This window comes from Actinoplanes teichomyceticus ATCC 31121 (assembly GCF_003711105.1).
Lineage (GTDB): Bacteria > Actinomycetota > Actinomycetes > Mycobacteriales > Micromonosporaceae > Actinoplanes > Actinoplanes teichomyceticus.
In genome coordinates this window covers 8,169,260-8,182,962 of record NZ_CP023865.1, presented here as the reverse complement: position 1 = coordinate 8,182,962, position 13,703 = coordinate 8,169,260, and the positions used below count along the sequence as shown (strand labels likewise).

General features: G+C 72.3%; 12 protein-coding genes. 2 read left to right on the top strand and 10 right to left on the bottom strand.

The genetic code is table 11. From position 1 onward, the window contains the following. Positions 1-17: 17 nt before the first annotated feature. The 7 genes from ACTEI_RS36150 to ACTEI_RS36120 form a co-directional block, all read right to left on the bottom strand. Positions 18-1,577, bottom strand: coding sequence for a DUF4153 domain-containing protein (locus ACTEI_RS36150; protein ID WP_122981747.1), 1,560 nt, complete (start codon positions 1,575-1,577; stop codon positions 18-20). 56 nt (positions 1,578-1,633) lie between these two features. Beyond that, entirely contained in the window at positions 1,634-2,686 is a 1,053-nt protein-coding gene (locus tag ACTEI_RS36145) for a HAMP domain-containing sensor histidine kinase (protein WP_239082201.1), read from the bottom strand. Continuing rightward, the gene (locus tag ACTEI_RS36140; RefSeq protein WP_122981745.1) at positions 2,683-3,387 is read right to left on the bottom strand and encodes a response regulator transcription factor; all 705 of its coding nucleotides are present in this window, start codon (positions 3,385-3,387) and stop codon (positions 2,683-2,685) included. The genes ACTEI_RS36145 and ACTEI_RS36140 overlap by 4 nt, the downstream gene beginning before the upstream one ends. Before the next feature lie 386 nt (positions 3,388-3,773). Next, the gene (locus ACTEI_RS36135; RefSeq protein WP_122981744.1) at positions 3,774-4,511 is read right to left on the bottom strand and encodes a LytR/AlgR family response regulator transcription factor; all 738 of its coding nucleotides are present in this window, start codon (positions 4,509-4,511) and stop codon (positions 3,774-3,776) included. Further along, positions 4,508-5,701: a sensor histidine kinase gene (locus tag ACTEI_RS36130; RefSeq protein ID WP_122981743.1), complete on the bottom strand. Its 1,194-nt coding sequence runs from the start codon at positions 5,699-5,701 to the stop codon at positions 4,508-4,510. Before ACTEI_RS36130 ends, ACTEI_RS36135 begins: the two co-directional genes overlap by 4 nt. Before the next feature lie 257 nt (positions 5,702-5,958). Beyond that, complete coding sequence (locus ACTEI_RS36125; RefSeq protein ID WP_122981742.1) at positions 5,959-7,554, bottom strand: sugar transferase; 1,596 nt, start codon at positions 7,552-7,554, stop codon at positions 5,959-5,961. Positions 7,555-7,732: 178 nt separating this feature from the next. Beyond that, positions 7,733-8,596 carry an Fpg/Nei family DNA glycosylase gene (locus ACTEI_RS36120; RefSeq protein WP_122981741.1) on the bottom strand — a complete coding sequence of 288 codons (864 nt, stop codon included), beginning with the start codon at positions 8,594-8,596 and terminating at the stop codon, positions 7,733-7,735. Positions 8,597-8,620: 24 nt separating this feature from the next. Here ACTEI_RS36120 and ACTEI_RS36115 point away from each other — a divergent pair, with 24 nt between their 5' ends. Next, positions 8,621-9,805 (top strand): glycosyltransferase, encoded by a 1,185-nt coding sequence (locus ACTEI_RS36115; protein WP_122981740.1) that lies wholly within the window; start codon positions 8,621-8,623, stop codon positions 9,803-9,805. Positions 9,806-9,945: 140 nt separating this feature from the next. Here ACTEI_RS36115 and ACTEI_RS36110 read toward each other — a convergent pair whose 3' ends face one another. The 3 genes from ACTEI_RS36110 to ACTEI_RS36100 are packed head-to-tail and all read right to left on the bottom strand — an operon-like array spanning position 9,946 to position 12,432. Then, complete coding sequence (locus tag ACTEI_RS36110) at positions 9,946-10,677, bottom strand: CDP-alcohol phosphatidyltransferase family protein (protein ID WP_122981739.1); 732 nt, start codon at positions 10,675-10,677, stop codon at positions 9,946-9,948. Then, on the bottom strand, positions 10,652-11,713 hold the full coding sequence (locus ACTEI_RS36105; protein ID WP_122981738.1) for an iron-containing alcohol dehydrogenase family protein: 1,062 nt from the start codon (positions 11,711-11,713) through the stop codon (positions 10,652-10,654). Before ACTEI_RS36105 ends, ACTEI_RS36110 begins: the two co-directional genes overlap by 26 nt. Then, a complete protein-coding gene (locus tag ACTEI_RS36100; protein WP_122981737.1) occupies positions 11,701-12,432 on the bottom strand; it encodes a phosphocholine cytidylyltransferase family protein in 732 nt (243 codons plus the stop codon). The genes ACTEI_RS36105 and ACTEI_RS36100 overlap by 13 nt, the downstream gene beginning before the upstream one ends. 144 nt (positions 12,433-12,576) lie before the next feature. Between ACTEI_RS36100 and ACTEI_RS36095 the strand changes: the two genes are divergently transcribed. Beyond that, entirely contained in the window at positions 12,577-13,671 is a 1,095-nt protein-coding gene (locus ACTEI_RS36095; protein WP_122981736.1) for an aminotransferase-like domain-containing protein, read from the top strand. The last annotated feature ends 32 nt before the right edge of the window (positions 13,672-13,703 follow it).

Below are 13,703 nucleotides of genomic sequence, written 5' to 3'. Positions count from 1 at the left end.
CCGCCCCGGGCGGAATGTCAATAGCCGTACCGCGATGTCGAGCATTCACCGGGGTTGATCGGGTGCGGGTCGTCGCCGATCACGTCCCGGGCGGCCGAGCGGCCCAGATTCCAGGACCGCCACTCCCCCTCGCCCAGGCGCAGGCCGAGCCGGTACAGCACGCAGGTGCGGTCCTGCGCGTCGGCCAGCTCGGCGATCTCCGGCACCGCGTCGGCCGACAGGCCGGACAGGTACGCGACGTCGATCCGGCCGGCCGGCCGGTGCACCTGATCGCGGGCGATCAGGGCGTCCGGGTTCGCCACGGCCAGGCCGAGCAGGGCCAGCACCCCGGCTGCGATCGCGGCCCGGGGCAGCCACGGCGCCCGGGTCCGGATCCCGGCCAGCAGGACCAGGATCAGGACCACCCCGAACCACACCTCGCAGCAGGCGACCAGCAGGCGCAGCCGGGTCAGGCCGTAGGTGTCGATGTACACCTGCATGCGGACCAGCGCGGAGGCGACGATGACCAGGGCGAGCAGGGTCAGCGAGCCGAGGACGGCGCGGAAGACCGCCCGGTCGCCGGTCGTCTGCCGCGGCGCCCAGCGGGCCGCCCCGGCCAGCACCACCAGGGTCAGCCCGATGACGGCGCAGAGCTGCCAGAAGCCGCCGCGGGCGTACTCGGCGTAGGTCAGCCCGGCCGTGGTCAGCACGTGCCGCTCGCCGCCGAAGAGCACGGCCAGCTGCACCGCGACGAACGCCGCGAACAGCGCCGCCAGCAGGCCCAGCGGTACGGCCCACTCCCACCGGCCCACCGCGCGGCCCTGCGTGCGGTCGAGATCGGACAGGTCCGGCGGGGCGGCCCGCAGATAGGCCGCTCCGCCCAGCGCCGGGGCGGCCAGGCAGCAGATGAACACCCAGCGGACCACGCTGTCCACCCGCAGGTCCGGCAGCACCGCCGCGAACAGCTTCGCGAAGGCGGCGTCGGCCGAGACGAACAGCATGCCGAACACCGCGAGCAGGGCGACCGAGACCATCGTGGTGGCGATCATCCGGGCCGGCGCCGGGCCGCGTCCGGCCCGCCGCATCCGCGTCAGGCCGAGCACCAGCCAGGGCGCGGCGCGCAGCACGGCCGCCGGAGCCATCAGGTACGTCACGACGACCGCCCGCATCGACCGCGCGGCCCCGATCGCCAGCGCGCCGGTGAGCGTGGCGGTGAGCAGGCACAGGGCGAACAGCCAGCCGGCGGCCCGGAGGGTGCCGACCCCGGCCAGCGCGACCGTGGCCGTACCCCACGCCAGCCGGTCCCAGCGCGCCCGGGCCACCGGCGTCGGCGGCGGGCCGGCGGACGCCACCGGCCGGGCCACCAGCACGGCGAGCGCGGCGGCGCCCGCGGTGATCAGCCAGCCCACGCCCGGTTCGTCCAGTGGCAGGCTGAGGGCGGCGACCAGGGTGGCCGCGGCGACCGCGGCGACGGTGCCGGGAGTGGCCGGTCGCGGCGGCCCCGGCAGCCGGCCGCCCCAGCGCCGGGCGCCCGGCCCGCGCGTCTGACCTTTTGTAATGTTTTGTTCCTGCGGTGCGGCTGGTGGTGCCGTGGACATGGCGTCTCCCGCCTCTCGGGTCTCTCGCTCTCGGGTTCTCCGCGCGGCGCGGCGCCCTAGAGCGGTAGGCGAACCTGGATGTGACAACCCCGCTGTTCGGTCGGCTCGACCACGGCGATCGTTCCGCTGTGGAGCTGCACCACCCAGCGGGCGATGGCCAGCCCCAGTCCGGTGCCGCCCCCGCTCGGCCGCTCACCGCGGGTGAAGCGTTCGAAGACCCGCTCCCGGTCGGCGACCGGGATGCCGGCGCCCTGATCGGTGACCGCGAACAGCACGTGCTCGCCGTGCCGCTCGGCGCGCAGCGTGACCAGACCGGCGGGCGGGCTGTGCCGGGCCGCGTTGTCGAGCAGGTTGGCGAAGACCTGGTGCAGCCGCTCCCGGTCGCCGGGCAGCACCAGCGCCGGAGCGGCCACCCGGTAACGCACGTCCTGCCCGGTGCCGTCGGCGTTGACCTTCGCCTCGCGGACCACCTCGTCCAGGAACTCCGGCACGTTGATCAGATCGCGGCGCAACGGCACCACACCGGCGTCCAGGCGGGACAGGTCGAGCAGGTCACCGACCAGGCGACTGAGCCGCTCGGTCTGCGCCAGGGCGGTGCGCATGGTCTCCGGGTCGGTGCCGGCCACGCCGTCCACGACGTTCTCGAGAACGCCGCGGAGCGCGGTGATCGGCGTACGCAATTCGTGCGAGACGTTCGCGATCAGCTCGCGCCGCTGCCGATCCGCGGCCGCCAGATCCGCGGCCATCTGGTTGAAGGCGTCGGCGAGCTCGCCCACCTCGTCCTGCGACCGGGTCCGGATCCGGCGGGTGTAGTCGCCGCGCGCCATCGCGCGGGCCGCGACCGTCATCTCGCGCAGCGGGATGGTCGCGCCGTGCGCCATCACCTGCAGGGTGGCCAGGCCCAGCGCGGCCGCGATGCCGACCCAGAGCAGGTCCACCCGGTAGAAGTCGATGCTCCACAGGAACACCAGCAGGCCGACACCGCCGGCGAAGCCCAGCGCGAGCGACAGCTTGGCCTTGATCGAGCGCACCGGGTCCAGCGGTCGCGGCAGCCAGCGCAACAGCCGGGCCGCCACGTCGTGCACGACCTGCATCACCGGAGCCGTCATCGGTCGACCTCCAGGGCGTAGCCGACACCGTGCACCGTACGGATCAGGTCCGCGCCCAGCTTGCGGCGCAGACCCTTGATGTGGCTGTCGACGGTGCGCGTGCCGGAGACGTCCGCCCAGCCCCACACCTCGGCCAGGAGCCGCTCCCGGGGCAGTACCGTGCGCGGCGTCCGCGCCAGGTGCACCAGCAGGTCGAACTCGGTGGGGGTCAGGTGCGCCTCGGCGCCGGCCCGCAGCACCCGGCGCTCGGACTGGTTGATCTCCAGATCGCCGAACCGCAACGTGGGCGGACCGGGCCGCGGCGCCGGGTGACCGATCATCGCGGCCTTGTTCGCCCGGCGCAGCAGGGCGTGCACCCGGGCCGCCAGTTCCCGCATGGAGAACGGCTTGGCCATGTAGTCGTCGGCGCCGACCGCGAGGCCGACCAGCAGATCGGTCTCCTCGCCGCGGGCGGTCAGCATCAGCACCGGGACCGGGCGTTCGGCCTGGATCCGGCGGCACACCTCGAGACCGTCGAAGCCGGGCAGCATCACGTCCAGGACGATCACGTCCGGCGGGTTGTGCCGGGCCGCCTCGACCGCGCTCGGACCGTCCCCGACGATCTGCACCCGCAGGCCCTCGGCGCGCAGGCGGGCGGCCACCGCGTCGGCGATGGCCCGCTCGTCCTCGACGACGAGTACGCGCCGTTCGGTCGTCTCCACGCCGTGCCTCCTCGATGTGCTCCCGCCGGTCCCAGGCCGCCACCCGCGCGTGCACGGATGGCTCGCGGTCGAGCCGCCCGTGCACGCACGGCTCCTCGCGGTGTCGCGGGCCACGGCCGGTGCGTCCCCGTGACCCACCGGCCGAGCCGCGTGGCAGCAGCCTATTGACCGGTCGCGGAGAGCCGGCGATGGAGTTGTGAACGAAGTGTGGAGATGGGGCCCGTCATCCGGGAGCCGGGCGGCGCACCGCCCTTCGTGGACGCTCCGGCTGACCCGCGCGGCCTGGCAATGCGCTGCCGCCCGGGCACGCAGAGTGCTGAATTATCCCCGACGGCCTGTGGATAACTCTGTGGAGAAGCCTGTGGAGCTGTGGATAATCCTGTGGATCAGCGTGTCCAGTCGTGCTTGACGGCGCGGATCAGCCGGTCCTTGAGCTCGCGCGTGTGGCGGCGGCTGACCGGGAGCTCCACGCCGTCGACCGCGACCACGTAACCCGACCCGGTCAGCCGCAACTCGGTGACCAGCCGCAACTGGACGAGGTAGGACCGGTGGATCCGCGCGAAACCGGCATCCGCCCAGCGCTCGGCCAGCGTGGCGAGCGAGACCCGGACCAGATGGGAGGCGTCCGAGGTGTGCAGCCGGGCATAGTCGCCCTGCGCCTCCACCCACCGCACCGAGGAGCGCGGGAGCATCCGGGTGGTGCCGGCCAGCTCGACCGGGATGGCCGGCTCGTCCGGCACGACGGGCGGAGCCGGAACCGTCCGCAGCCCGGCCACCCGGCGCAGCGACTCGCCCAGCCGCTCGGCCCGCACCGGTTTCCGCACGTAATCGGTCACGCCCAGGTCGAACGCGTCCACCGCGCCGTCGTCGTAGGCGGTGACGAACACGATCGCCGGTGGATGCGCGAAGCGGCGCAGGATCCGGGCCAGCTCCATGCCGTCCAGGCCGGGCATCCGGATGTCCAGGAAGACCGCGTCCACCTCGGTGTCGCGCAGCACGCGCAGCGCCTCGGTGGCGTCCCCGGCCCGGTGCACGTGGGCCACCCGATCGTCCGCGTTCAGCAGGTAGGCCAGCTCGTCCAGGGCGGGGGGCTCGTCGTCGACCGCGAGCACGACGAGACTCATGCCCGCACCTGGGGGTGGAACTTCGGCACTCGCATACTCACCTTCGTACCCGCGCCGGGGGCGGTCTCGACGACCAGGCCGTGATGGTCGCCGAACACCGATCGGAGGCGCTCGTCCACATTGACCAGGCCGACGTGCTGGCCGTCCTCGCCGTCCGGGCTGTCCCGGCCGAAGACCGACGGGTCCATGCCGACCCCGTCGTCCTCCACCGTGATGTGGCACTCGGCGCCGGCATCACGGGCCTCGATGTGCACCATACCGACGCCGGGCTTGCGGGACAGGCCGTGCCGGACCGCGTTCTCCACCAGCGGCTGCAGGCAGAGGAACGGCAGGCCGACCGGGAGCACCTCGGGCGCGATCTGCAGCCGGACCTGCAGGCGGTCGCCGAACCGGGCGCGCTCGATGGTCAGGTAGCGATCGATCGAGCGCAGCTCCTCGGCGAGCGTGGTGAACTCGCCGTGGGCCCGGAACGAGTACCTGGTGAACTCGGCGAACTCCAGGATCAGCTCGCGCGCCCGCTCCGGGTCGGTGCGCACGAACGAGGCGATCGCGGTCAGCGCGTTGTAGATGAAGTGCGGGCTGATCTGCGCGCGCAGCGCCCGCACCTCGGCCCGGGCCAGTCGTTCCCGGGACGAGTCGAGCTCGGCGAGGGCGAGCTGCGAACCGGCCCAGCGGGCGGTCTCCAGGGTCGCCTGGACCAGGCCCGGGGCCGGCGGTTCGTCGGCCACCGCCACCAGGGCCGCGGTGGCGGCGCCGTCGGCGTCCGGAAGCGGCGCCACGACCGCGCCGCGGACCACGCAGTCGACCCGGTCGCAGGGCAGATCCGCGGCGGTGAGCACGATCGACCGGCGGGCACTCAGCGCCCGCCGGGCCGCGGCCGTCAGCTGGTCGGTGTGGTGGCCGCCGCGCCCGTCGAAGGCCAGGCAGCGCTCGTCGTCCGCGATGCTGAGCCCGACCGCGCCGACCAGGGTGCGCAGCGGCCGCGCGGCCTTGGTCGCGGTGGCCGGGGTGAGCCCGGCCCGCAGCGGCTCGGCGGCCAGCGACGCGGTGTGCAGCACGTCGTAGGTGGCGCGCTGCATGGTCGTGGCGATCCCGCGCCGGGCCCGCAGCCGCAGCACCGCCACGACCGCGGCGGCCAGCGCCGCGAGCACGGCGGCCACCGCCAGCACACTTCCGATCTGCCCGGCCACGGCACAGATCCTGACGCCTCCGGCGCCGCGGCGCCATGCCCCCGTGGCGTCCTGTGGAAAACCGCCGGTCGGCAGGCGGCGGGCGCGTCCGGGCGCCGGACCACGCTCAGCGCGGCGGACGGGGGTTCAGCGCGGCAAACCGCGTTCAGCGTGCCGGACCAGGTTCAGCGCACCGGACCGGGGCCCGCGCACCGGACCCCGTTCAGCGTGCCGGGCCGCGTTCAGCGCGAAGGGGCCGTGCGGACGGGGCGGACCGCTCAGTACGCGCCCTTGCGCTTCAGCACGACCCAGATGGTGCGCCAGAGGATGCTCAGGTCGTAGGTCAGCGACCAGTTGTCGACGTAGTACAGGTCCAGCCGGACCGCCTCGTCCCAGGACAGGTCGGAGCGGCCGGACACCTGCCACAGGCCGGTGATGCCCGGGCGGACCAGCAGCCGCCGCCGGACGTCGCCGAGGTAGTCGCCGTCGTCGGCGGGCAGCGGACGCGGGCCGACCAGCGACATCTCGCCCTTGAGCACATTGATCAGCTGGGGCAGCTCGTCCAGCGAGGTGGCCCGCAGCTTCGCGCCGAAGGAGAAGATCCGCGGGTCGTGCTTCATCTTGAAGAGCATGCCGTCGGACTCGTTGAGCTCCTCCAGCGTGGCCTTGCGCTCCTCGGCGTCCACATACATCGTCCGGAACTTCCAGACCTGGAAGGTCCGGCCGTCGTGGCCGACCCGGGTCTGCCGGAAGAACACCGGCCCGGGGTCGGAGAGCCGGATGCCCAGCGCGATGAACAGCAGGATCGGGCTGATCAGGATCAGGCCGATACCGGCGGCGACCCGGTCGAGCAGATTCTTGACCAGCCAGCCGGGGCCGGAGAGGGTCGGCTCCTCGACGTGCAGCAGCGGCAGGCCCTCGATCGGGCGGATGTGCACGCGCGGGCCGGCGATGTCGGTGAGCTGCGGGGCGACCACCAGGTCGACGCCGGTGCCCTCCAGCTGCCAGGCCAGGCGGCGCAGCTCGCCGGGCTCGGCGCTGGCCGAGCCGCAGACCGCGATGGTGTCCGCGCCGACCTCACGGACCAGCGAGAGCACGTCACGGCCGGCGTAGACCGGCACCGGGGTCTCGATCCCGCGGGCCGAGGCGTAACCGTCGGTGATGTGGATGGCGACCGGGATCAGGCCGGCGGCCGGGCTGCGGGTGACGGCCGTGTACACCTCGAGCGCCTCGGGCAGCGTGCCGACCAGGATCATCCGGTGTGCACCGTGCCCGGTGCGGCGCCGGGCGACGTGCAGGATCTGCCGCGCGGTGACCCGGCAGAGCAGGATCAGCACCAGGGCGAGCAGCGACACCACGCCGACCGTGGCCCGGGACAGGTCGGTCTTGGTGGCGAAGGCGAGCAGCGACACCGCGGCCACCACGGTGACCGAGGTGCGCACGATCCGCTTGAACTCCTCGCTGCCCAGGCCCAGGTAGCGGCGGTCGTAGCTGCCGTTGCCCCACAGCAGCAGCAGCCAGCCGAGCGGCAGCACCAGGTAGGCGAAGAAGCTGAAGAGGTCGGTGCCCTGCAGGAACCACCAGCTCTTGCCGAGGAAGCCGCTCTTGGACTTCTCGATGAACACGTCGGCGATCTTGCTGGCCGCGAGGGTGGAGAGCAGGTCGAGAATGACCAGTACGGCGGTGTACGGCCGGTGCCAGCGGGAGAGTCGGCGGTGCTGCCGGTTCCACGCCGACCGGGGGACACCGTTGCTCGGTGGCTGCTGTTGCTGCTGCGGCCACTCGAAGCTGTCGTACCGCACGGGTTTACTCCGGCTGCTGTCGGTCGTTGGGCGATGCAGGCTAGTCGTCACTTCGCCTACGTCCTCCCGCATCCGGAAAAAGATTACGCACCGCCACGACCTCGCGACCGTCGGCGGGTCCGCCGATACCCGTTCGCGTCACAACGGTGTCCAGGGACCGGGCCACTATACCGATGGATCGGCCGGAGAGAAGGTGACGTTGTGGTAGCAATCCTTACCGGCACTTTCCGTAACCGAATGGTGGCGGCCTTCACCGGACCAACTTGGACAGGCGGCGATCGGCGAGCGGTTTCCCGCCGGTCTGACAGGTAGCGCAATATTGCAGGCTCTTGTCGGCGAAGGAGACCTCACGCACGGTGTCCCCGCAGGCCGGGCAGGGCAGGCCGGTGCGGGCGTGCACCCGCATCCCGGCCCGCTTCTCGCCCTTGAGCTCGGCCGCCCGCTGCCCGACCGACCGCTGCACGGCGTCGCTCTCCACCTCGCGCATCGCCTGGTACAACGAGGTGACCTGCTCGTCGGTGAGCTTCCCGGTGAGGGCGAACGGCGACATCCGCGCGACGTGCAGGATCTCGTCGGAGTACGCGTTGCCGATCCCGGCGATCACCTCCTGGTCGGTGAGCACCCCCTTGACCTGCCCGTTGCGTGACCTGATCAGGGTGGCGAACTCGTCGCGGGTGACCGCCAGCGCGTCCGGCCCGAGCCGTGACACGCCGGGCACCTCGGTCACCGGATCGCGGACCAGGTACGCCGCCAGCGACTTCTGCGTCCCGGCCTCGGTCAGGTCGAATCCGGAGCCGTCGTCGAGCCGGACCCGGATCGCGATCGGCCCGCTGCCCGGTTTGAGCGGGGCGGGCGACTTGAACGCGTCGCGGTAGTGCAGCCAGCCGGCCCGGGCCAGGTGCACGACCAGGTGCACGTCGGGGCCGATGCCGATGTCCAGGAACTTGCCGTGCCGGCCGGCCGAGGTGATCGGCAGGCCGGTCATCGTGGCGGGCGCCGGATCGTACGTCTTCAGGGCGCTGAACGAGGAGACCTCGAAGCGCTGCACGGTATGGCCGACCGCACGCTCACGCAGGTAAGCAGCGAGCGCCTCGACCTCGGGGAGTTCGGGCACACCCTCACGGTAGCGTTTGCGACCGTGAAGGTGGTGGTAGCACACAACCGGTACCGCGAGGCGATCCCGTCCGGGGAGAACGTCATCGTCGACACCGAGATCGAGCAGTTGCGCGCGGCCGGTCTGCAGGTCGTGCCGTTCCAGCGCAGCTCGGACTCGATCGGCTCGCTGTCGGCGGCGCGCAAGGCGCTGCTGCCGATCAGCCCGATCTACGGCGCGGAGGCCCAGCAGGCGTTGGAGCGGCTGATCGCGGTGGAGCGACCGGACGTGCTGCACCTGCACAACCCGTATCCGCTGCTGTCGCCGTGGGTGATCCGGACCGCGCACCAGCACGGCGTCCCGGTGATCCAGACGGTCCACAACTACCGGCAGGTCTGCTCCTCCGGGCTGTATTTCCGGGACGGGCACAACTGCCGGGACTGCCGGGGCAAGCTGCTCGGCTGGCCGGCGATCCGGAACCGGTGCTACCGCGGCTCGGCGGCGCAGAGCGCGATCATGGCGACCACGCTGGCCGTGCACCGGCCGACCTGGCGCTCGGTGGACCGCTACATCGCGCTCACCGACAAGATCGCCGCGCACCTGGCCGACTACGGCATCCCGGCCGACCGGATCGTGATCAAGCCGAACGGCCTGCCCGACCCGGGGCGGCCCGAACCGCTCGGCGAGGGCTTCCTCTACGGCGCCCGGCTCTCCCCGGAGAAGGGCCTCGGCCTGCTGCTGGACGCCTGGCGGCGGCACCCGGAGGGAGCGCTGGGACCGCTGCGCATCGCCGGCGACGGGGAGTTGCGTCACCTGGCCGAGCGGGCCGCCGCGGAGCGCTCGGACATCACCTACCTGGGCCCGCTGGACCGGGCCGGGATGACCGCGGCGCGGCGCGCGGCGGCGGTCGTGGTGGCCGTGCCCACCTGGGAGGACGTGCTGCCCACGGTGATCCTCGAGGCGATGGCCGCGGGGCGGGCGGTGCTCGGGACGGCGGTGGGCGGGGTGCCGTACCTGATCGGGAACGGCCCGGACGCGGCCGGCTGGCTGGCCGCACCGGATCCGGCGGCGCTCGCCGCCGCGCTGCCGGCCGCCCGCGACGGCGCCGCCGCGGCGGCGGCCGCCTCCCGGGAGCGGTACCTGCGCCACTTCCACCCGGACGTGCTCACCCGGCGGTTGATCGAGGTCTATGCCGCGACGATCGCGGACGCACAGCGCACGGAGAGGTGATTCCGGCGGAGGGGGAACGCTCGCGTGCCCCCGCCTTCGACCACGCTGACCGTCGCGGGCACCGTGGAGTACGTGGTGGCCGAGGCGCTGTCCGCGGACGGAAAGCTCCTCGGCGCCTCGTCGGCGATCCCGGTCCGGGTCTAACCGCGCAGCGCGGCGCGGCCGGCGAACGCGATGCTGGCGGCCAGGAAGCCGCCGTTGACCAGGGTGAACAGCGCGACGAACCAGACCGTCCACTGCGGCGCCACGGTCAGCAGCACGCCGGCCACGGCGATCACCGCGCCGTAGTCGCGGACCAGCTTCACCGCCCGGACCGGCAGCGACCGGCTGGTCACCATGCTGGACGCCTGCTCACCGTGCTGCATCACCGAGGTGACCAGGTTGACCATCCAGGTCGCCGCGAACGCGGCGAGCAGCCAGGCCGGGGTGTCCGGCTCCTGCGCCTTGGCCGTCGCCGAGAGGGCGGCGACCAGGGCGGACTGCACGGCCACGTCGCAGAGCACATCGAGCCGGCCGCCGGCCGCGCTGGTCTGGCCGGTCACCCGGGCCAGCTGGCCGTCGGAGCAGTCGAACGCGTACGCCAGCTGCCAGCCGAGCAGCGCCAGCAGACCGACCAGCCAGCCGAACCCGCTGCCCGCGGCGACCGGGCCGGCCGCCGCGATCACCACGAACGAGGTGAGACAGCCGATGCCCAGGTTGCCGATGGTCATCACGGTCGGGCTGAGCCGGTTGCGGTACGCGAAGACGGCGAGCTGCGCCCCGATCCGCTGGCTGACCGCCTCGCTGAACAGCCCGCCGCCGCGGTTGACCGCGTAGTAGTCGGCGGCGGTGGGCCGGTGTCCCGGCTCAGCGGGACGCGAGGGCGAACTCATAGTCGGCCAGCCTTCGACGGGTCTCGTCCGGCGTCATCGCCAGATGCTCCAGGATGGTGTAGCGGTCCGGGCGGGTCCGCGGGGCGAACTCGATGATCCGGGTGAACTGCTCGGCGTCCAGCCCGACGTCCCCCGGCGTCCGGGGCAGCTGGTGCCGGGCCAGGCAGTCGGCCATCTGGCCGAAGCGGCGCTCGTCCCCGCGCAGGAACGTGCAGAACAGCGCGCCGAGACCGGCCAGCTCGCCGTGCGAGGCGGTGTTCGGGAAGAGCGAATCGGTGGCGTGGATGATCTCGTGGCAGCCGCCGCTGCACGGCCGGCTGCTCCCGCTGACCGCCATCGCCAGCCCGCTGGAGATCAGCGCCTCGGCCAGCACGGTGACGAACGCGTCGTCGCTCATGTCGCCGGGCATGGCGAGGATCGCCTCGGCGCCCATCCGGGCCAGCGAGGCGGCGATGCCGTCGACCGGCTCGCCGCGGACCTGGCGGCCCAGCTCCCAGTCGGCCAGCGCGCTGATGTTGCTGATCACGTCGCCGATGCCGGCCCGGTTGACCCGCTCCGGCCCGTTCTCCACGAAGTCCAGGTCGACGATCACGCCGAACGGGATGTGCACCCCGTACGATCCCTTGATCCCGTCGTTGATCAGGCTGGCCACCGGCGAGGCGATGCCGTCGTTGGCCAGGCTGGTGGCGACCGAGACCATCGGCAGGCCCCAGCGGCTGGCGGCGTACTTCGCGGTGTCCACGGTCTTGCCGCCGCCGATGCCGACCACCGCGTCGAAGTGCCCGGAGCGCAGCTTGTCGGCCAGCTCCAGCGCGGCGTCCAGGGTGCCGCCGGCGGTGACGTAGACGCTCGCCGACTGCAGCGAGGGGCGCAGCAGGTCGACGATCTGTTCGCCGATCCCCGGGCCGACGACCACGGCCACGTCGCCGCCCGCGGAGATCCGGCCGTCCGCGAGGATCCGGCCGAGGTCCGCGACGGCGCCCCGCCGCACGTCGATGTGCAGCGGGGTCTGGACGCTACGGGCTAGTAGCGGCATGCGATGTCCCGGGCCTTGGCCAGGTCGTCGTGGTTGTCCACCTCGACCCAGTCGACCCGCCCGATCTCGGCCGCCCGGACCTCGCCGCCACGGTTCGCGTACTCCTGGAAGCCGTCCTCGTAGTACAGGTCGGGATTGCGCTCCCAGGTCGCCTTGAGCGCGTCGGCCAGCGCGGACGCGGCGGACGCCTCGATGATGTTGGCGCCGATGTACTCGCCGTACGCCTGCGCCGGGTCCATCAGCTTCGTGATTTTCGTCAGCTGGCCATCTTCATTGAAGACGGTCTTCATCTCCTCGTCGGCCAGCTGCTTCACGGTGTCCACGGCGAGCAGGATGCTCGGGCCCCGGTTGGCGAGAAGGGTGTGCTCCACGCTGATCGGGTGCACGGTGTCCCCGTTCACCATCAGCGCGCCCTGCGCGAAGTGGTCCCGCGCCAGCCACAGCGAGTAGGCGTTGTTCCACTCCTCGGCCTTGTCGTTGTGCACCAGGGAGATCTTCACACCGTACTTCTCCTCGAAGCGCTCCTTGCGCTCCTGGACCGCGTTCGCGCAGTAGCCGATGACGACGGTCACGTCGGTCATCCCGGCCGCGGCGAGGTTGCGCAGGGAGATGTCCATGATCGTGGTCTCCCCGTCCACCGGGACCAGCGCCTTGGGCAGCGTGTCCGTGTACGGGCGCAGGCGGCGCCCGGCGCCGGCGGCAAGCACCAGACCGATCATGGGGTGGTTCCTTCCAACGGAAAAGGGGTGTGCCCCGGAAGGATACCTACCGTTCACCTCCGCCGGACCGCGCGCGGTCACCGCCGGATGGACTTCGGCGGGCCGCCGGGAAAATGGTACAGAGCGTGCTTCTAAGCTGGCACCATGACCGCTGAGCAGCTCATCTCGTTCGCCCGTGGTGCTCCGTCGCTGGACATCGTCGACGTGGAAGGCTTGAAGGCCGCCGCAGCGCGCGCTTTCGACGCCGATCCGGCCGGTGTGACCGCCTACGGCACGTCCGTCGGTTACGTCCCGCTGCGCCAGTGGATCGCCGACAAGCACGGCGTGTCGCCGGACCAGGTCATCGTCACCAACGGCTCGCTGCAGGCCGACGCGTTCCTCTTCGGCCACCTGGTGCATCCCGGCGACGACGTGGTCGTGGAGCGGCCGACCTACGACCGCACCCTGCTCAACCTGCAGAACCTCGGCGCCAAGGTGCACCAGGTGACGCTGCGGCCGGACGGCATCGACGTCGACGAGCTGCGCGGCCTGCTGGAGTCCGGGGTCCGTCCGAAGCTGGCGCACATCATCCCGAACTACCAGAACCCGGCCGGTCTGACGCTCTCCGAGGAGAAGCGGCGCGCCCTGCTCGCCCTCGCCGAGCAGTACGAGTTCATCATCTTCGAGGACGACCCGTACGTGGACATCCGGTTCCGCGGCGAGCCGCTGCCCTCGATGCTGTCGATGGACACCAACAACGTGGTGGTGCACGCGTCCAGCTTCACCAAGACGGTCTGCCCCGGCGTCCGCGTCGGGTACCTGGTCGGCCCGGCCGCGCTGATCGACGCGATCGCGAAGAAGGCGACCAACCTCTACATCTCCCCGGGCATGGTCTCCGAGGCGATCGTGCACCAGTTCTGCGTCTCCGGCGACATCGACAGGTCGATCCGGACGGTCAGCGCGGCGCTGAGCGAGCGGGCCCGGGTGCTGGCCGCGTCGATCCGCGAGCACATCCCCGGCGCCACCTTCACCGAGCCGGACGGCGGCTACTTCCTCTGGGTCGACCTGCCCGCCGATGTGCATGTGGACAAGCTGTTCCCGGCGGCCATGAAGAAGGGCGTCGCGATCGTCAAGGGCAGCGACTTCCTGCTCGAGGGCGGCCACCACTCGGTGCGCCTGGCGTACTCGGCGGTCACCGTGGACCAGATCGACGAGGGTGTCCGCCGGCTCGCCGCGGCCATCGACGAGGTGCGCGCCTGAGAAACGGGTTTCCACCCGGGCCGGTCGGGGAA